Annotated in this window: 16 protein-coding genes; 10 read left to right on the top strand and 6 right to left on the bottom strand. The window is 62.4% G+C overall.

Annotated elements, in window-relative coordinates; translation table 11 throughout:
- Position 1: 1 nt before the first annotated feature.
- The 5 genes from AC0L2K_RS24605 to AC0L2K_RS24585 all read right to left on the bottom strand — a co-directional run bounded on the left by AC0L2K_RS24605 (position 2) and on the right by AC0L2K_RS24585 (position 5,390).
- Positions 2-898 (bottom strand): carbohydrate ABC transporter permease, encoded by an 897-nt coding sequence (locus tag AC0L2K_RS24605; RefSeq protein ID WP_473532539.1) that lies wholly within the window; start codon positions 896-898, stop codon positions 2-4.
- Positions 899-1,037: 139 nt separating this feature from the next.
- Positions 1,038-2,285 (bottom strand): ABC transporter substrate-binding protein, encoded by a 1,248-nt coding sequence (locus AC0L2K_RS24600; RefSeq protein ID WP_023797146.1) that lies wholly within the window; start codon positions 2,283-2,285, stop codon positions 1,038-1,040.
- A 114-nt stretch (positions 2,286-2,399) separates the two neighbouring features.
- Positions 2,400-3,545: an ABC transporter ATP-binding protein gene (locus AC0L2K_RS24595; protein WP_473532538.1), complete on the bottom strand. Its 1,146-nt coding sequence runs from the start codon at positions 3,543-3,545 to the stop codon at positions 2,400-2,402.
- A 90-nt stretch (positions 3,546-3,635) separates the two neighbouring features.
- The gene (locus AC0L2K_RS24590) at positions 3,636-4,586 is read right to left on the bottom strand and encodes a PfkB family carbohydrate kinase (RefSeq protein WP_473532537.1); all 951 of its coding nucleotides are present in this window, start codon (positions 4,584-4,586) and stop codon (positions 3,636-3,638) included.
- Positions 4,587-4,589: 3 nt separating this feature from the next.
- Positions 4,590-5,390, bottom strand: coding sequence for a beta/alpha barrel domain-containing protein (locus AC0L2K_RS24585; protein WP_023797149.1), 801 nt, complete (start codon positions 5,388-5,390; stop codon positions 4,590-4,592).
- Positions 5,391-5,548: 158 nt separating this feature from the next.
- Between AC0L2K_RS24585 and AC0L2K_RS24580 the strand changes: the two genes are divergently transcribed.
- The 3 genes from AC0L2K_RS24580 to AC0L2K_RS24570 all read left to right on the top strand — a co-directional run bounded on the left by AC0L2K_RS24580 (position 5,549) and on the right by AC0L2K_RS24570 (position 8,710).
- Positions 5,549-6,310, top strand: coding sequence for a DeoR/GlpR family DNA-binding transcription regulator (locus AC0L2K_RS24580; RefSeq protein ID WP_023797150.1), 762 nt, complete (start codon positions 5,549-5,551; stop codon positions 6,308-6,310).
- A 257-nt stretch (positions 6,311-6,567) separates the two neighbouring features.
- Entirely contained in the window at positions 6,568-7,716 is a 1,149-nt protein-coding gene (locus AC0L2K_RS24575; RefSeq protein WP_473532536.1) for a Gfo/Idh/MocA family protein, read from the top strand.
- Positions 7,717-7,732: 16 nt separating this feature from the next.
- Positions 7,733-8,710: an alpha/beta hydrolase gene (locus AC0L2K_RS24570; protein ID WP_473532535.1), complete on the top strand. Its 978-nt coding sequence runs from the start codon at positions 7,733-7,735 to the stop codon at positions 8,708-8,710.
- Here AC0L2K_RS24570 and AC0L2K_RS24565 read toward each other — a convergent pair.
- The gene (locus AC0L2K_RS24565) at positions 8,698-9,723 is read right to left on the bottom strand and encodes a LacI family DNA-binding transcriptional regulator (RefSeq protein ID WP_473532534.1); all 1,026 of its coding nucleotides are present in this window, start codon (positions 9,721-9,723) and stop codon (positions 8,698-8,700) included. The genes AC0L2K_RS24570 and AC0L2K_RS24565 overlap by 13 nt on opposite strands.
- A gap of 127 nt (positions 9,724-9,850) precedes the next feature.
- Here AC0L2K_RS24565 and AC0L2K_RS24560 point away from each other — a divergent pair, with 127 nt between their 5' ends.
- The 7 genes from AC0L2K_RS24560 (at position 9,851) to AC0L2K_RS24530 (ending at position 16,960) form a co-directional block, all read left to right on the top strand.
- Positions 9,851-10,795, top strand: coding sequence for a sugar kinase (locus tag AC0L2K_RS24560; RefSeq protein ID WP_473532533.1), 945 nt, complete (start codon positions 9,851-9,853; stop codon positions 10,793-10,795).
- Positions 10,792-12,078, top strand: coding sequence for a D-tagatose-bisphosphate aldolase, class II, non-catalytic subunit (locus AC0L2K_RS24555; RefSeq protein ID WP_473532532.1), 1,287 nt, complete (start codon positions 10,792-10,794; stop codon positions 12,076-12,078). Before AC0L2K_RS24560 ends, AC0L2K_RS24555 begins: the two co-directional genes overlap by 4 nt.
- Positions 12,079-12,227: 149 nt before the next feature.
- Positions 12,228-13,112 (top strand): dihydrodipicolinate synthase family protein, encoded by an 885-nt coding sequence (locus AC0L2K_RS24550; RefSeq protein WP_473532531.1) that lies wholly within the window; start codon positions 12,228-12,230, stop codon positions 13,110-13,112.
- A gap of 24 nt (positions 13,113-13,136) precedes the next feature.
- A complete protein-coding gene (locus tag AC0L2K_RS24545) occupies positions 13,137-13,796 on the top strand; it encodes a GntR family transcriptional regulator (RefSeq protein ID WP_091593158.1) in 660 nt (219 codons plus the stop codon).
- Between the two features lie 63 nt (positions 13,797-13,859).
- Positions 13,860-15,197 carry an ABC transporter substrate-binding protein gene (locus AC0L2K_RS24540; RefSeq protein ID WP_236368759.1) on the top strand — a complete coding sequence of 446 codons (1,338 nt, stop codon included), beginning with the start codon at positions 13,860-13,862 and terminating at the stop codon, positions 15,195-15,197.
- Positions 15,197-16,138 (top strand): carbohydrate ABC transporter permease, encoded by a 942-nt coding sequence (locus tag AC0L2K_RS24535; RefSeq protein ID WP_027153430.1) that lies wholly within the window; start codon positions 15,197-15,199, stop codon positions 16,136-16,138. The genes AC0L2K_RS24540 and AC0L2K_RS24535 overlap by 1 nt, the downstream gene beginning before the upstream one ends.
- Complete coding sequence (locus AC0L2K_RS24530) at positions 16,139-16,960, top strand: carbohydrate ABC transporter permease (protein WP_023797160.1); 822 nt, start codon at positions 16,139-16,141, stop codon at positions 16,958-16,960.
- The last annotated feature ends 31 nt before the right edge of the window (positions 16,961-16,991 follow it).

Raw genomic sequence — 16,991 nt, 5'->3', positions numbered from 1 at the left:
ACTACCGAGCCTTTTGATAGCGGATGTAGAACAGCGTCAGGCCGAGAGAGATCAGCAGGATGACCACGGCGCTCGCCGACGCCTGCGACAGGTTGTAGCTCGCAAACGCCAGCTTGTACGTGTAGGTGCTGAGGACCTCGGTCGAGTAGATCGGACCGCCGCCCGTCGTTATCCAGATCAATGGAAAGACCTGCATGGTCCAGATGAAGTCGAGCAGCGAGATGCTGATGATGATCGGCATCAGCTGCGGGATGGTGATGAAGATCAGCTTCTGGTAGGCCTTCGCCCCGTCGATATCGGCGGCCTCGTAGAAATCCTTGGGAATGCCCTGCAAGCCTGCGAGCAAGCTGACCATGAAAAGCGGGTAGCCCGCCCAGATATTGGCGAAGGTGACGGCGTGCAGCGCGGTCGCCGTCGAGGAAAACCACTCGACCTTGGAACCGATGATGCCCATCTGCATGAGAACGCTGTTCACGACACCGTTCGGCTCGAGCAGGAGGCGCCAGATCACGGCGATAATCACCGCGGTGAACAGCCAAGGCAATATGTAGAGCACGCGCAGAATGTTGCGCAGCGTCGGATTGATGCGGTCGCTGTTCAGCATGAGTGCGAAGACCATGCCGATGGTCATATGGAAGATGACACTCATGCAGGTGAAGTAGAGCGTGTGCCACAGCGAGGCCCAGAACACCGGATCGGCAAAGATCGCGTGGTAGTGTTTCAGTCCGGCAAAGGATGGGTCGCGACGCAGCACCGCGCTGTTCTGGAACGAATAGCCAATCACCGTCACCATCGGCAGTAGCATCAGAAGGCCGATGATGAGGAGCGAGGGTGACAGATAGAGATAGGGTGCGACCGCTCGTTTCAGTCGATGGTGGGAGCGCTTCTGCCGAGTCATGTGCCACCCTTGGGATGTGCCTTCAAGAGGAAGGTGCGCTTCGGAAAGAGGTCCATCTCAAATTGCCGATCCGTTGTTGACGGGTGGCCTGCCCTAAGTCAGGCTACCCGGTGGAAGATAGCAACGGGGAACAGGTCGCTCAGAATTTCGCCATCCAGCCCTTTTGAGCGTTGGCTGCGGCTTCTTCCGGAGACTGCTCGCCGGCGAGCATCTTCTGGGCTTCCACGTCGAACTGGGTCATCAGGTCTTCAGCCACCGGCAGACCCGTGAACTCGTTGGCGAGATAGCCGGTCTTGAAGATTTCGAAAGCCTTGGCGAAAGCCTTGTCCGAGGTCACGAAATCGGGCTTGGCATTGACGTTGCCCGGGAAGGCGTTTGCAAGCGTCACGAGCTTGGCGTTCACCTTTTCACTCATCAGATATTGGACGAGCTTCCAGGCTTCCTCCTGATGTTTTGAGGCCGCAGAGATGCCGATGCCCCAGGAGGCGTAGGGAAGGCCGCGCTTGCCGTTGTAATTCTCCACGACCGGGACGGGGATGAGGTCGAAGTTCAGCTTGGGATTGCGTTTGCGAATGAGGTTCACATGCGCGAGCGAGTCGATCATCATTCCGACCCGATCGTTCACGAATTCCTCGACCTTTTCCTGCTCGGTCTTGGTGGCAATGCCGGGCGAAATGACGCCGGCGTCGTTCAGCGATTTGACGAAGGTGAGCATATCGACGACCGGCTTGCCCTCGAGAGCCGGCTTGCCGTCAGCCATCATCGATTGACCCGAGGCCCAGACCCACGACATCAGGTCGTTCTGGACACCGGACGGCGTTTGCAGCGACAAGGGCAGCACCCAGCCATACTGGTTCTTGTCGGCATGGGTCATCTTCTTGGCGGCTTCGAGAAACTCCGCGCGGGTCGACGGCAGCTTGGTCACGCCTGCTTGGGCGGCGAGATCCATGTTCACGAAGACCGGATAGACGAACGAAGCCACGGGAAACATCACCGCCTTGCCGTCCACCTTGATGATATCCGCGACCTGGGTCTGGTCGAACTCGCTCGCATCCATCATCGGGTTCATGTCGGCCAGCGCATTCTGCGCGTTCAGATTGTTCACCCAGGCGCCGTCGAGACCGACGACGTCGCTAAGCGTTCCAGTTGCAGCACCAACCGAGATCTGGTCTCGCGTGGTCGCATAGGGGCCGCTGACCAGCGTCACCTTGATTCCGGGGTTTGCAGCCTCGAAGTCATTCATGATTGCCCTGAGCGAGCCGGCCGGCAATTCGGGCTCCCACCATTGGGTGAATTCCAGCGTCGTGTCCGCCATGGCGCCGGTTGCGCCAAGCAACCATGCGGCCGCGGCTATTTTCAGCATCGCGGGTTGTATCCGAAACATCATTTTCTCCTCCTTCTTTAAGATCGACCGCACAATGCGGACGATCGTCTGCTCTACTCAGAAGCCTTCTTGCGTTTCGCAGGCGCCTCGCTCTCGCCTGCGGTCTGCCGCAGATCTTCAGATCGCCAGATGCGTCTCGGGATCGAAGAAATGGAACTTGGCATCATCCAGGGCCAACCGGATTTCCGAGCCGGAGTGGACGGCGCTGATCGGCTCGAATCTCGCCACCGCGTTCGATGCCAGGCCAAAATCGTCCACCGCGTCCGGATCGCCGGAGTCCACCCGGACCGCGTCGATGTCCAGATGGACAATATGTTCGGATCCGAGTTCTTCGATCGAGGTCACCTTGGCCGGTATCGTCTGATACTTGCGACCGGATTCGAGGCTGCTGTCATAAAGATCCTCCGGTCGTATGCCGAACACGACCTTGCGCCCCGCAAACGACCTCAAGCCCGGCCTGCGCTCGAAGGCTGCCTCCTGCAGCCGGATGGCGAAGGTGCCGGACATCAGTTCGTCGCCCGTCAGGGTCGCCTCGAAAAGGTTCATCGAAGGAGAGCCGATGAAGCCGGCAACGAAGGCGTTCACCGGCGATTCATAGAGCCTCTTGGGTGTATCGACCTGCTGCAGCACGCCGCCTTTCAACACCGCGACCCTGTCCCCCATCGTCATCGCTTCGATTTGATCGTGGGTCACGTATATGGTCGTTACGCCGAGCTGCTTTTGCAGACTGGTGATTTCGGCGCGCATTTGCACGCGCAGTTTCGCGTCCAGATTGGAAAGGGGTTCGTCCATGAGAAAGGCGGCCGGCTCGCGCACCATGGCGCGGCCCATGGCAACCCGTTGACGCTGTCCGCCTGAAAGGTTCGCGGGTTTGCTGTCCAGCAAAGACGTCAGCTGAAGGGTTTTGGCGATCTCGTCGACGCGCTTCTTGCGCTCGGCCTTCGGCTTGCCTGCCAGCCGCATCGAAAAGGCGATGTTTTCGAACACCGTCATATGCGGGTAGAGCGCGTAGCTTTGGAAGACCATCGCGATGTCGCGGTCCTTGGGCGGCATGTCGACGACGTCGACTCCGCCGATCCGAAGGCTGCCGCTGGTGATGTCCTCCAATCCCGCGATCATTCGCAACGCGGTGGATTTGCCGCAGCCGGACGGCCCGACGAGAATCAAGAACTCGCCGTCCTCGACCGATAGGTTCAATTGGTCGATTGCGCGAAAATTGTTACCGTAGGTTTTGCAGATATTCTCAAGAATGACCTCTGTCATATTCCTCCCTCCGCAGTATAAGCCGCTGATTTTTTATAACCATCCTCGGATCATGTTCACCTGCGAAATATTTCATCGTATAGTTTCTAGCTATGTTCTAGTATTGACATGCGTTTTTTTCAGTTCGACTGCTGACGGCGCGTTCGTCGATGCCAGGAGTTCCGTAACCTGGTCGTCGGTCGGAAGCGCCTCGCGCCCGCCACGGCCCGTTATCGAAAGGGCTGCCGCCGCGGCCGCGAATGCCACCCGGCCTGCGGTGCCGGCTCCGCGCGTCAACGCATGGGCATAGGCGCCATGAAAGCAGTCACCCGCACCGGTCGAGTCGACGACCACAATCCTGTGCGGGGGCAGGTGCCAGAGACCTGTCTCTTCACGCCCGCGATAGTACACACCCCTGCCACCGTCGGTCAGAACCACTGCGGACCGCGAAGGCAACCACAATGCATCGAGCATCTCGGCGGGCGATCGGCACCCCGTGGCAGTCCGCGCAAAGCCGAGTGGAAGAATGAGATGGTCGCAGAGCGCGATCAGCCGCTCCGTGGCTGGGCCGCTGCTCCATTCGATATCGCCGAGGATCGCAAGGCCGAGATCGCGAGCCCGAGCCACGACATCCAGGGACCGGATCGCGTAGCTATCGACGATCAGGACGGTCGCGCGGCTGAGGATATCGTCCGGAAAATCCGGAGCGGTGCCCAGCATCGCATCGTCGTCATACGCGATGAACCGTTCCCCGTCCGAGCCGACGGTGATCCGCGAGCGCACCGGGCGCGCGTCGGGGTGGCGCGGCGCGAATGCGGTTTCAACACCGCTCGCAACGAGATCGCGCAGCACGGCGTCGTCCGCGGCACTGCCCAGCCATCCGGCGAACCCGGCGGTTCCGCCGAGTCGCACGACGGCGGCCAGCGCCGTCGCAACATTTCCCCCGAAAGCGCGGGCACTTTGCAGAACCTTCCCCTTGCCCGCCGACAACGGCTGATCGACGTAGACGATGTCGTCAATCGCAATAGCGCCGAAGCCGAGGATCGCGGGGACGGTGGGCATCGTTCAGGCACCCGCCTTCGCCAGGGCGTCTTGCGCCGAAAGGCCGTCATGGATGACGCCCCGAAAGGCAAGCGCTGCCTTCTCCGGATCGCCATGCCCCCAAAGATTGCGGCCTACCACGGCGCCGCGTGCGCCGGCACGGATGGCGTCCGCCGTCTGCTGAAGCGCGCCGAGCAGCGTATCGGTCTTTGGACCGCCCGCGATCACAACCGGCACCGGGCAGGTCCGGACGGTCTCTCGGAACGACTCGAAATCGCCCGTGTAGCCGATCTTGATCACGTCGACGCCGGACTCGTAGCCGATGCGCGCCGCATAGGCGATCTCGTCGGGGGTGAAGACGATTTTTGCTCCGTCGGTGAAATCGCGAGGGTAGATATGCGCCACCACAGGCATGCCGTAGCGGGCCGCTGCATTTACCGAATCGGTCAGCCAGCGTATGTATTTGCCCTCGGTCGCGCCGCGTACCGGAATGGCCACGGCCAACGCATCGGCCCCCGCGCGCACCGCATCCTCGGGCGTTGCGATCAACTCGCTGATGCGATCGTCCGGAGTGAAGCAGCCCGCCTGAATCACCAGGGAAGCTTTGCCCGCATATTGCGGCCACAGATGGCGCGCGGTGCCAGGCTGGATGCTGACGTAGTCGGGTTTGCCCACCATGACGCGTGCGAGCGCACCCGGCAGGTCGGCAAGGCCGCCTTTGCGCACGTCGCCATAGCCGACGAAGTGGTCGACCGCGCCGCCAAAAAGTTTCCCCGATGGATGCGAGAAGAGGCGCGCAAGACGCACCTTGGTTCCTAGGCTCATGAGTGCAAAATTCCCCAATCGTTTGATTTCAAAATCCTGGACCCAGTGTTTCCGAAAGAAACAAGAAATACAATCTTTCGAAAGCTTTCGAATTTGCATATTTTTGGTAAGCTGAGCCGAGGCCAGAGCGGTTGCTTGGCGCAGGGAAGGGCAGGGCAATGTTGTCGGAGCAGAGACGCCAATCGATCCTGGGTGAGGTGCAGCGCAGCGGACAGGTGCGCACGAAGGACCTGTCAGACGGGTTTGGCGTGTCGGAGGTCACGGTGCGTTCCGACCTCGAGATACTTGATCGCAAGGGACTACTGACCAAGACCCGTGGAGGGGCGGTGACCCGGACCACCGATTCGACTACGGCCGCGTTCGCCCGGCGGATGCAAACGAACCTCGACGCAAAGAAGCGCATCGCCCGGGCGGCGCTAGACCTGTTCGAGGACAACCAATCGGTCATCTTCGACGGCGGCTCGACATTGATGCAGGTTGCCATGCAGTTACCGCCGCTCAGCAATGTCGTGGTCGCGGCCACGGCCATGAATATCGTGCAGCATCTTATGCATCGTCCCGGGCTCGACGTTCATATGATCGGCGGCCGGGTCTATCCCGACACGGTGAGCACGCTGATCACCGATGCCGATACGGCTCTCGGCGGCTTGGTAGCGCATCAGGTCTTTGTTGGAGCGCATGCGATAGACTCGTCACTGGATGTGGTCGACGTGAACGAAGACATGGCGCGAACGAAGCGAAACCTCGTTCGCATGGCCCGGCGCGTTGTCCTCCTCGCCGATTCGAGCAAATGGGGCGTCAGCGGGACCTCCAAGGCATTTTCGCTGTCGGCCGTCGATGTGGTGATCACCGACGATGGCCTGCCCGGTCCAATACGCAGCCAGCTTGAGATGACCGGGGCCAAGGTGATCTATGCCTGAACCCAACTCTGTCCCTGACCGCGACGGAAAGATCCAATGCGCGCATGACCCACGGGATTCGCATCGGCTGTTGGCCGTCAGTCATGTTCTCCTCCTCAAGGCTGGCGCCTCCAATGTTGCGCCATAATTTTCGCATGTTCTATAATAATTTTACGCGCGTCAACATTTAAAATGCTGTAAAGCGGCTTTCGAATGTGATCCGTTGCTGGTGCAATAATTCAACCAGAGCGTTGCGACGTCGGGAGGTAGAGTGGAAAATGCCAGGAAAATCAGGAGCTAAGCTCGGCATCGGCGTTGTCGGGTGCGGCAATATCTCGATGACCTATTTGCGCAATGCGGCCCTGTTCGGCGAGGTCGAGCTACGCGCCTGCGCCGACATATCGCCCGATTTGGCGGCCCTGCGCGCCAGCGAATACGGCATCCGGGCGGTCAGCGTCGATGCGCTTCTGGCCGACCCGGAGATCGACCTCGTCCTCAACCTGACCATCCCGGTGGCGCATTTCGACGTTTCGCTTTCAGCGCTTACGGCGGGCAAGCACGTCTTCACCGAAAAGCCGCTGGCGACCTCGGCCAAGGACGGCAGGCGGCTTGTCGCCGAGGCGGCGGAGCGCGGGCTGCTGCTGGGCTCGGCCCCGGACACCTTCCTTGGCGCCGCCGGACGGCGGGCACGCCGCCTCATGGACGAGGGTGCGATCGGCCGGCCGGTGACCGGCACCGCTTTCATGATGGGGCGCGGCATGGAGCACTGGCATCCCAATCCGCAATTCTATTATCAGCCCGGCGGCGGACCGGTCTTCGACATGGGTCCCTACTACCTGACGATGCTGGTCAATTTGCTCGGGCCGGTGGCCCGCGTGATGGCGATGGCGACGCGGGGCCAGGAGGAGCGGCTGATCACCGCCGAAGGCCCCTACCGGAACACCAGCTTCAAGGTCGGCACACCGACCAACATCCTGTCGCTGCTGGAGTTCCGCTCAGGCGCCACCGTCACCTTCGGCGCCTCGTGGGATGTCTTCAGGCACTCCAACCACCCGATCGAGCTGCATGGGACGGAAGGCTCGCTCAGGCTGCCCGATCCGGATACGTTCGGCGGCACCGTCTCGCTGTCGGAACGAGGGGCCGACTGGGCCGACTTCCACAGTGAGAGCGAATTCTATGGCGCGCGCAATTGGCCCTTCGCCGCGCCCGACCGCGCGAATTACCGCATGCTCGGCGTTGCCGATCTTTCGCGCGCGCTGACAACAGGAAGAAAGCCGCGGGCGTCCGGCGACCTTGCGCTTCATGTGCTGGAAATCATGGAGGCGATCCTCGCTTCGGGTGAGAGCCGCGAGTCCGTTGCCGTCAACGCAACGGTCGATCAGCCGCCGCGCTTCCAGGACGCCGAAGCGGCGAGCCTGCTCGCCTGATATCGGAGGGCTTACGATGACGACATTGCTTTCACCCTTGCTCGATCCGGAGGCCCGGCATGTGCTCGACCTTGACCGGCAGGCGGCCGCCCCGCCATTCGAAGCCGGCACGCCTGAAGAGGCGCGCCGCGCCTATGAGGAGGGCGTTCCGGCACTCCAGGGCGAGCGCGAGCCGGTCGGCTCATTGACCGAGCGCACCATCACCGGACCCGGCGGCCCGTTGACGCTCAGAATCTATCGCGGACAGGGGGCGGTCGGAGCCGCTGCCCCGGCGCTGCTCTATCTGCATGGCGGCGGCTGGGTGATCGGCAATCTCGAGTCGCATGACGAGATCTGCCGCTGGCTTGCGAATATGGCGGCCTGCGTCGTCGTCTCTCCCGACTACCGGCTGGCGCCGGAACACAAATTTCCGGCGGCCATCGAAGATTGCCGCGCCGTACTTTCCTTCATGCAGGACGGCGCGGGCGATCTCGGCATTGACGCCGAACGGATCGCTGTCGCCGGCGACAGCGCCGGCGGCAATCTCGCTACCGTCCTTTGCCTGCTTGCGCGCGGCGACAAGAAGCCGCCGGGGGCGCAGCTGCTGTTCTATCCGAACACGGACGCCTCGCAGGCGGCGGACAGCTATCGCCGCTTTGCCGACGGTTATGGCCTGACTTTGGCGACCATGGCCTGGTTCCGCGACCACTATATCAACCATGCTGGCGATATTGATGACTGGCGCGTGTCGCCGCTCAAGGCCGCAAGCCTTGCCGGCGCAGCGCCGGCTTTTGTCGCTATCGCCGGCCATGATATCCTCGCCGACGAAGCCGAGGCCTACGCGAAGCGTCTGGAAGATGACGAGGTGCCGGTCGTCCTGCGGCGCTGGCCCGGCCAGATCCACGGCTTCGTTTCGATGGGCCGCCATGGTCCGGCGGCGCGGCAAGCGGTCGGCGCGGCAGTTGCCGCATGGCGCGGCTTCGATCCTGTGTTTGGAAACGCTCAGGCCGACTGACGCATGACCAGCGTCGCGTCGAGACTGACCTTGCGTGCAACTGTCGCGTCGTCCTCATCCAGCAAGGCCAGCAGCGTCTCCACGCTGCGTCCGGCCATCGAAGCGAAGTCCTGCGCCATGGTGGTGAGGGCAGGGCAGGTGTAGCGGCTCAGCGGATGGTCGTCATGGGCTGCGACCCGCAGGTCGCAATCGCCCTTGCGTCCGACCTTGCGGCCCTGCGAGTAGGCGGCGGCCATCACGCCGAAGGCGAGACGGTCGTTGGCGCACAGAATGGTCTTGCCCGGCAGACCGCCACGCGCGAGCATCGCTTCCATCTGCTGGTAGCCGATCCGTTCGAAATCCCAAGTGTAGTCATAAGGGGTGCCGATGAGCACCGGCTCATGCCCGAGCCGCTGCATGGCGCCGACATAGCTGTTCAGGCGCTCGCGCGAATTGTGGTTGACGTGCGGGATATCGAAATAGACCGGAGCATCGCCGGAGCGGCAGAGATAATCGACGATGGTCGAGACGCTCTGGCTGTTGTTGTTGCCGACGAATGGCGTGTCGCCCTCGAGATAAGTGTCGAAATAGACGATCGGTATGGTCTGTGTCAGCTTCTCCAGCGTGCGCTCGTCGGAGCGCAGGCCGAGCGGCGCGATCAGCGCGCCGGAAACTTTCAGGGAAAGAATGGTTCGTGTCGCTTCCACTTCGAGCTCGCGCAAGCCGTGCGAGGAGATCACGATCGGCCAGTAGCCTTCGTCGCGCAGCCTGAGTTCGATGCGGCTGACCATTTCCGAATAGAAGGGATCGGCGAGCGTCGGCACGACGATGCCGATGCTGCGAGTTCGCTTGCGGTTGAGGTTGCGCGCAAAGAGATTGGGCTGGTAGTCGGACGAGCGCAGCGCCACTTCGATCCGCTGACGTGTCGCCGGCTTGACGCTGGTCGGATCGTCGAAATATTTCGACAGTGTCGGCCTGGAGACGCCGCAGGAGCGAGCAAAATCCTCCATCGTCTTGTGCGTCATCGACGTCAAAGCCCTCGAATGCAAGGCGAAACTTTACAGAAGAATTGCATAGTTTCCATGCGTAAATTTATTAATTGACGCGAAAAAGCACAAGCCGTATTCACTTGCAGTGGGCGAATTCGAGGGATTCCGCGAGATGAAGAAGCTGGTCGGTGCCGGCGAGATTCTGGTCGAGATCATGGCCGAGCGGATCGGCCAGAGCTTTCTCGAGCCTGGTCCGCTGCTTGGACCTTACCCGTCGGGCGCGCCCGCGATCTTCATCGGCCAGGCGGCGGCGCTCGGCCAGCCGGCCGGTCTCATCGGCGCCGTCGGCGACGACGATTTCGGCAGGCTGAACATCGATCGGCTGCGGGCACTGGGCGCCGACGTGTCGGCGATCGCGGTTCACCCGGGCCATGCGACGGGCACGGCCTTCGTCACCTACCGCGCCGACGCCACCCGGCATTTCGTCTTCAACATCCGCAACAGCGCCTCCGGCCTGATCGAGACAAACGCGGCGGCGACAAAGCTGCTCGCCGGTGCCGATCATGTCCATGTCATGGGTTCGTCGCTGTTTTCCGACCGCGCCATCGCGGTGGCGCTATCGGCGATCGAGACGGTCAAGGCCAAAGGGGGAACCGTGTCCTTCGATCCGAACATCCGCCGCGAGATCATGCAGGCATCCGGCATGCGCGAAGCACTCGACCAAGTGCTGGCGCAAGCCGACATCTTCCTGCCGAGCGGCGAGGAGCTCTTCCTGTTTTCATCCGCCAAGGACGAGAAGGGTGCAGTCGACGAACTGCTGGCCCGCGGCCTGTCCTGCGTCGTCCTGAAGAAGGGCGCCGCCGGCGCCGTCTATCATGATCATCACGGCGCGGTCGCCTCGTCCGGCTTTGCCGTCGACGAGGTCGATCCGACCGGCGCCGGCGACTGCTTCGGTGCTGCCTTCGTCTCGTTCTGGCTGCACGGGGCGGCTCCTGCCGAAGCCCTGCGGATCGCCAATGCCTGCGGTGCGCTTGCCGTCACCCGCAAGGGGCCGATGGAAGGCATTTTCCCGCTTGAAGCGGTCGAGGCCTTCATCGCCAGGGGGAACACGCCGTGAGTGACGCGACGCGAAGGTTTGCGAACATTGCGGGCAGGCGCGCTGCAGGCGACAGAAGCGGCATCGCCTCGGTCTGCTCGGCGCATCCGCTGGTCATCGAGGCTGCCCTGCGCCATGGCGTCGCGCGACACGCGGACGTGCTGATCGAGGCCACCTGCAACCAGGTCAACCACGAGGGCGGCTACACCGGGATGACGCCTGCGGGGTTCCGCAGCTTTGTCGAGGCGCATGCGCTGAAAGCGGGTTTCCCAGTCGATCGCCTGATCCTCGGCGGCGATCATCTCGGGCCCAATCCGTGGAAGCACATGGCTGCCGCCGCCGCGATGAAGAAGGCTGCGGCGATGATCGATGCCTATGCCAGCGCCGGCTTCACCAAAATGCATCTGGATACGAGCATGGCCTGCGCCGACGATCCAGCCGTGCTTGCCGAGGAAACGATCGCCGCGCGCGCGGCTGAACTTGCTGAAATCGCCGAGGCGGCGGTCGAGCGGGCAGGCGGCGAAAAACCGGTCTACGTCATCGGCACCGAAGTGCCGGTGCCGGGCGGGGCTCTGGAGGCGCTCGACCACCTGCATGTGACGGCGCCCGGCGATGCCTTGCGCACCGTAGAAATCCACGCGCGAGCGTTTTCCCGCGTCGGCCTCGAAGCCGCTTTTGGCCGTGCGGTCGGTGTCGTCGTCCAGCCCGGCGTCGAGTTCGGCAACACCGAGATCGTGCCCTATGCACCGGCCAAGGCGACTGAACTGGTGGCTGTGCTCGACCGTATGCCGCAATTGGTTTTTGAGGCGCATTCGACCGACTACCAGCCGGCCGAAGCGCTAAATGCTCTCGTTCGCGACGGTTTTGCCATCCTCAAGGTCGGCCCCTGGCTGACCTTCGCGCTTCGCGAAGCGCTGTATGGGCTCAGTCATATCGCCGATATCCTCGCGCCGGACTTTTCGCGCGAAAGCCTGCCTGCCGCGATGGAACGCATCATGCTGGCGTCGCCGGACAATTGGCAGCAATACTATCCGGGCACGCCGGACGAGCAGCGCATGCAGCGGCATTTCTCGTTCAGCGACCGCATCCGCTATTATTGGCCGACGCCGGAGGCGCAGCGCGCAACAAGGACGCTGCTGGACGTATTGGGCGAGAAGGATATACCCCGGCCGCTGATCAGCCAGTATCTGGGGCAACTCGACGCCGAGGTTGCCGCACGCCGGGTCAAGCCCCTCGCTCACGAGCTTCTGATCGGCAGCATCACGCGTGTCCTCGATATCTACGCGGACGCGACGGGACAGTAGGGATCGCGCTGCCGGAAACATGGCAGCCGCCCAAATCCGCATCATATATTCGTCCGATGTCGACGCCGTTTGGAAAAGGTCCCGCCGCAATTTACAACTAACATGTTAGTGTGCTAGTACTGCTTGCACATCGACATCTGGAGAGAATAGTGGTCTCGCGCTTTGGTCTTTCGGTTGCTCTCGCCACGCCTTTCGATGCGTCCGGGCAGATCGCCATCCTTCCCATGGTCACGCAGGCCCGGGTTTGCCTTGGCGCCGGCTGCAGCAGCGCCACGCTCTTTGGCACCACCGGGGAAGGCGCCTCCGTGGGCACGGCAGAGCGGCGGATTGTTACCGAGGCCATGCTGGCCGCCGGCATTCCGGCACATCGGCTCGTTGCCGGCGTGCTGGTCGACGCGGCCGAAGACGCCGCCGAACAGGCGCGGCATGCCTTGCAGTGCGGCATCCGCAACATCCTGCTGGCTCCGCCGAGCTACTTCAAGAATGTCGGCGAGGACGGGCTGTTCGGATGGTTTTCTGCCGTCTTCGCTGCGCTCGGGCCGCTGGCTCGCGGCATCCTCCTCTACAACATCCCCTCTGTCACCATGGTGCCGCTCCCGCTTACCCTGATCGGTCGGCTGTGTGCGGCCTTCCCCGGCGTGATCGCCGGTGTCAAGGATTCGGGTGGCGACTGGAGCTACAGCGAGGCGCTGCTAAGAGCCCATGGCGACCTGGTGATCCTGATCGGCGACGAGCGGCACCTGGCCAGAAGCGTGCGCCAGGGCGGGCAGGGCGCCATTTCCGGCATGGCCAATTTCGTCACCGGCGAAATCCGCGCCATGGCCGAGGATGGGCGCGACGATGCCCGTGTCGAGAGCTTCGTGCTCGAATTGCTCAAATATTCGGTCATCCCGGCGGTGAAGGTCATGGTGGCGCGCAAAACCGGCGACGAGCGCTGGCTGGCGGTCCGTCCGCCGCTGGAGCCGATCGGTTCGCAGGGGCGGCAACAGCTTGCTGCCGCCTATGACAGGCTGTTTGCGACAGAGCCGGCCTGACCGGCAAAGGGAAGCGCGCTTGAAATGGACGACAGCAGCGAACCGGCAACCCTCAGGGAAAGAGCTTATGCCAGCTTCACGCGGCATTTGCTGGCCCGCGATCTGCGGCCGGGACAGTTCGTGTCGCAGCGCGAACTGGTTGCCTTTACCGGGCTGCCGCTAGGCGCCATCCGTGAGATCGTGCCGCGTCTCGAGGCCGAGGGGCTTTTGACGACCATCCCGCAGCGCGGCATGCAGATCGCCCATATCGACATCAACCTGATCCGCGAGGCCTTCCAGTTTCGCCTGTTCATGGAGCGTGAGGCGGTGGCGCTGTTCACCGTCAACGCCTCCGACGCCGTGCTCGCCGGCCTGCGGCGCGAACATGAGGACATGCTGGCTCAAGCCTTGTCGCAGACGCCGACGCCGGAAATGGAAGCCAAGGCCCAGAACATCGATTGGGCCATGCACGACACCTTCATCGATGCGCTGGGCAACGAGATCATCGCCAAGGCGTATCTAGTCAATTCGGTAAAGATCAGGCTGATCCACCAGGAGCGTTTCCGCATCGATGGGCGCGTCGTGCCGGTGATGCAGGAGCACCTGACGGTGATCGAAGCGCTCGAGAGCCGCGATCCGCAAAAGGCGGTCGAGGCGATCAGCCGGCATATCGACAATGCGCGCCGGTTGGCGCTCCAGATCTGAGGACGTATGGTTCGCGGCTGCCGCGACGCTATCCACAACGACAGCAACCCAAGGGAGGAAGAAATGTCGTCCAATCCGTTCAAGCCAACAAGAAGGCAAGTCCTTGCAGGAACCACGGCTCTCGCAGCCGCGGGCCTGGCCGGCCTTCGCCCGAGCTTTTCCGCCGGCGTCGACTGGAAGCGCTTTGCCGGCACCACGCTCGACGTCAATCTGGTGAAAAGCCCGCGCAGCGACACCATTCTGAAATACATCGCCGAATTCGAGGAACTGACCGGCATCAAGGTCAATGCCGAGGCGACGCCGGAACAGCAGCAGCGGCAGAAGACGGTGATCGAACTCAGCTCCGGCAAGCCGAGCTTCGATGTCGTGCATTTGAGCTATCACGTGCAGAAGCGCCAGTTCGAAAAGGGTGGCTGGCTGGCCGACATCGCCGGCTATCTCGCCGATCCGACCCTGACCGATCCCGGCCTGGTCGAAAGCGATTTCGCCGAGGCCGGCATGCTTTTCGCCAAGGACAACCAGGGCGTGCTGCGTTCGCTGCCCTTCTCGGTGGACTACTGGATCGTCTACTGGAACAAGGAGCTGTTCGAGGCAAAGGGCCTCAAATACCCTGAATCGTTCGACCAGCTGGTGGCCGCCGCCGAAGCGCTGACCGATCCATCGACCAACACGTTCGGTTTCGTCGCCCGCGGCCTCAAGAATGCCAACACGCCGGTTTGGACGTCGCTGATGCTCGGCTACGACATGACGCCGCTCGACGACAAGGGAAAGCTGCGCACCGAAACGCCCGAGGCGATCGAGGCCGCTGCCCTCTACCAAAGGCTGATGACCAAGTCCGCCCCTCCGGGCGTCACCGGCTTCAATTGGGCGGAAGCGCAGTCCGCCTTCCTGCAAGGCAAGATCGGCATGTGGTTCGATGGCGTCGGTTTTGCCCCCCCGATGGAAAATCCCGAAAAGTCGCGCGTGGTCGGCAAGGTCGGCTACGGCGTCATGCCCAAGGGGCCCAAGGCGCATGCCTCCGGGACGTTTGGCGACGGCCTCGGCGTGACCGCCTCCAGTGAAAAGAAGGAGGCCGCCTATCTGTTCTGTCAGTGGGCGGTTTCCCCGGCGATGGGCGCACGCCTGCTCCAGGCCGGCGCCGGCGTGCCTTTCCGCAAGTCGGTGCTGGAAGACCCAAAGGTGCGCGAAGGCGTTACCATGCCGGCAAGCTGGCTCGATGCAGTGGTTCAGTCCGGCAATATCAGCAGGCTGGCGCTGCCGGTGATTATCCCGGTCACCGAGTTCCGCGACATCTACGGCGTGGCGTTGACCAACATGATTGCCGGTGCCGATCCTGCCGAAGAGCTGAAGAAGGCCACCGCGCAGTTCCAGCCGGTTCTCGACAGGAGCGAGCAGGGCTGATGTCGACCATCGCCCCTGCACGCACCGGGGTGACGACTGAACAGGCCATCGAAGGGAGCCAGACGATTCGGCTGGCTCCCAACTACTGGCCCTTCGTCGTTCCGGCGCTCGTCGTCGTTAGCGCCGTGATCGTCTTTCCCTGGGCGTTCACGCTCTGGATGAGCGTCAACCGCTGGACGCTCGGCCAGTCGCGGAGCTTTGCCGGGATGGAAAACTATCTCCGTCTGGCCAGCGACCCGCGATTCTGGGAATCGCTTGTTCATACATTGACCTACACCTCGCTGTCGGTGGCAGCGCCGATGTTCTTGGGCACCGTCGCCGCCCTGATCTTCGACGCCAGGTTTCCGCTGCGAGGCCTGCTGCGCGGCGTCTTCGTCATGCCGATGATGGCAACGCCGGTTGCCGTGGCGCTGGTCTGGACCATGATGTTCCATCCCCAGCTCGGTGTGCTCAACTACCTTCTGTCGCTGGTCGGCATCCCGGCGCAGGAATGGATATTCAACGCCAACACGGTCATCCCTTCGCTGGTCGCGGTCGAGACCTGGCAGTGGACGCCGCTGGTGATGCTGATCGTGCTGGGCGGGCTGGCCTCGGTGCCGCGCGAGCCGTTCGAGAGCGCCGAGATCGATGGCGCCAATGCCTGGCAGCAATTCCGCTACCTCACTTTGCCGATGATCGCGCCGTTCCTGATGATTGCGTTGATCATCCGCACCATCGATGCGCTGAAGAGCTTCGACATCATCTATGCGATGACCCAGGGCGGACCGGGCACGGCGTCCGAAACCATCAACATCTATCTCTACAACACCGCCTTCTCCTATTACGACATTGGCTATGGCTCGGCCATGGCCGTGGTGTTCTTCATCGTCATCGTGGCGCTGTCCTTCATTCTCCTGATGCTGCGCCAGCGCTCGCAGTGGAACGACGCGGAGGGCAAATAGATGAGCTCACGGTTGCTCAACCAGATCGGCCTGTTTTTCGCGGCTCTGGTCATCGTCTCGCCGGCGATTCTTTTCTTTCTCTGGATGATCTCGCTTTCGCTGAAATTCGAGATCGACAACGGCGCCTATCCGCCGATCCTGATCCCCGAACGCTTCGCCTGGTCGAACTATGTGAAAGTGTTCGAGGAGAACAATTTCCTGCTCTATCTCTGGAATTCGGTTCTGGTGACCGGCACGGCGACACTGCTGGCGCTGCTGATCGGCGTACCGGCCGGCTATGGCATAGCGCGGCTCAAGGCCGAAAAATCGGCGGTCGTCATCATGATCGCCCGCATGACGCCGGGACTGTCCTATCTCATCCCGCTGTTTTTGCTGTTCCAATGGATCGGGATCCTCGGCACGCTCTGGCCGCAGATCATCATCCACCTGGTGGTGACGGTGCCGATCGTGGTCTGGGTGATGATCGGCTATTTCGAAACCACGCCGATGGAACTGGAAGAGGCGGCCAACATCGACGGCGCCAGCTCCTGGCAGGTGTTCCGGCTGGTCGCCCTGCCCATCGCCAAGCCGGGCATCGTTGTCGCCTTCATCCTGTCGGTCATCTTTTCGTGGAACAATTTCGTCTTCGGCGTGGTGCTCGCCAGCCGTGAGACGCGGACGCTGCCGGTCGCCGTCTACAACATGCTTTCCTACGAGCAGGTGAGCTGGGGGCCGCTCGCCGCCGCCGCACTGGTGGTGACGCTGCCGGTGCTGGTGCTGACCATGTTCGCGCAAAAGCAGATCGTCGCGGGACTGACCGCCGGCGCGGTCAAGGGCGGCTGAAGACGCACTCCAGCTCGACATCAATTTTTCT

This window comes from Mesorhizobium sp. WSM4817, assembly GCF_055811135.1.
The sequence above is the reverse complement of the archived record's forward strand: the minus strand, read 5'-3'. Positions and strand labels throughout refer to the sequence as shown.

Bases quoted from the DNA above. Each gene is read 5' to 3' on its own strand.
- AC0L2K_RS24605 (WP_473532539.1), bottom strand. From the start codon at position 898: ATGACTCGGCAGAAGCGCTCCCACCATCGACTGAAACGAGCGGTCGCA.
- AC0L2K_RS24600 (WP_023797146.1), bottom strand. From the start codon at position 2,285: ATGATGTTTCGGATACAACCCGCGATGCTGAAAATAGCCGCGGCCGCA.
- AC0L2K_RS24595 (WP_473532538.1), bottom strand. From the start codon at position 3,545: ATGACAGAGGTCATTCTTGAGAATATCTGCAAAACCTACGGTAACAAT.
- AC0L2K_RS24590 (WP_473532537.1), bottom strand. From the start codon at position 4,586: ATGCCCACCGTCCCCGCGATCCTCGGCTTCGGCGCTATTGCGATTGAC.
- AC0L2K_RS24585 (WP_023797149.1), bottom strand. From the start codon at position 5,390: ATGAGCCTAGGAACCAAGGTGCGTCTTGCGCGCCTCTTCTCGCATCCA.
- AC0L2K_RS24580 (WP_023797150.1), top strand. From the start codon at position 5,549: ATGTTGTCGGAGCAGAGACGCCAATCGATCCTGGGTGAGGTGCAGCGC.
- AC0L2K_RS24575 (WP_473532536.1), top strand. From the start codon at position 6,568: ATGCCAGGAAAATCAGGAGCTAAGCTCGGCATCGGCGTTGTCGGGTGC.
- AC0L2K_RS24570 (WP_473532535.1), top strand. From the start codon at position 7,733: ATGACGACATTGCTTTCACCCTTGCTCGATCCGGAGGCCCGGCATGTG.
- AC0L2K_RS24560 (WP_473532533.1), top strand. From the start codon at position 9,851: ATGAAGAAGCTGGTCGGTGCCGGCGAGATTCTGGTCGAGATCATGGCC.
- AC0L2K_RS24545 (WP_091593158.1), top strand. From the start codon at position 13,137: ATGGACGACAGCAGCGAACCGGCAACCCTCAGGGAAAGAGCTTATGCC.
- AC0L2K_RS24540 (WP_236368759.1), top strand. From the start codon at position 13,860: ATGTCGTCCAATCCGTTCAAGCCAACAAGAAGGCAAGTCCTTGCAGGA.
- AC0L2K_RS24535 (WP_027153430.1), top strand. From the start codon at position 15,197: ATGTCGACCATCGCCCCTGCACGCACCGGGGTGACGACTGAACAGGCC.
- AC0L2K_RS24530 (WP_023797160.1), top strand. From the start codon at position 16,139: ATGAGCTCACGGTTGCTCAACCAGATCGGCCTGTTTTTCGCGGCTCTG.